Source organism: Sphingobacterium sp. IITKGP-BTPF85, assembly GCF_001006065.1.
Classification (GTDB): domain Bacteria; phylum Bacteroidota; class Bacteroidia; order Sphingobacteriales; family Sphingobacteriaceae; genus Sphingobacterium; species Sphingobacterium anhuiense.
The window spans coordinates 1-527 of the sequence record NZ_ASZT02000338.1 but is presented as its reverse complement, the minus strand read 5'-3'; the positions used below and the strand labels follow the sequence as shown (position 1 = coordinate 527).

Genomic DNA, 527 nt, shown 5'->3' with positions numbered 1-527 from the left:
TTTTTCAAGTTTATCCCAATAAAATTCTTACTGACTTATAATTTTTTTAAAAACAATAAATATTTAGCAATAATTATATCTGCTATGCTTTTGCTTCTATTCATTGCTCTTTTTTACCAGATTATTTATTCTTTTCACATGGGACTAATATTAGCAATTTTCTTATTGTAAATGATAAGGAAATTCGGTTTTTTACATGTGACCATGCTGCACGCTATATTTAACTTAATTTTAGTCATTGGAAGATCTCTTTAATACTTCTCAAGAAACAAAGTCTGGAATTGCAACAATAAAGTAACATTCGGTTAAGCTGCAATATTTTGTTTGTTTAAATTTCTTCCGAATTCCTCTGGGGACACGTATCCAAGTGCAGAATGTAGCCTTTTACGATTGTACCAAGTCTCAATATACTCGAATACAATGCGTGCTGCGTGCTCTTTGTCAATGAACTTGTATTGATAGACACATTCGGCTTTAAGTGTTTTAAAGAAGCTCTCTGCTACTGCGTTGTCCCAGCAATTACCTTT

Annotated in this window: 1 protein-coding gene; it reads right to left on the bottom strand. The window is 31.9% G+C overall.

Annotation, left to right across the window (positions count from 1 at the left end):
- Positions 1 to 305: 305 nt before the first annotated feature.
- A partial coding sequence (locus L950_RS25530; protein WP_021191352.1) for an IS3 family transposase occupies positions 306 to 527 on the bottom strand: 222 nt, incomplete at its 5' end.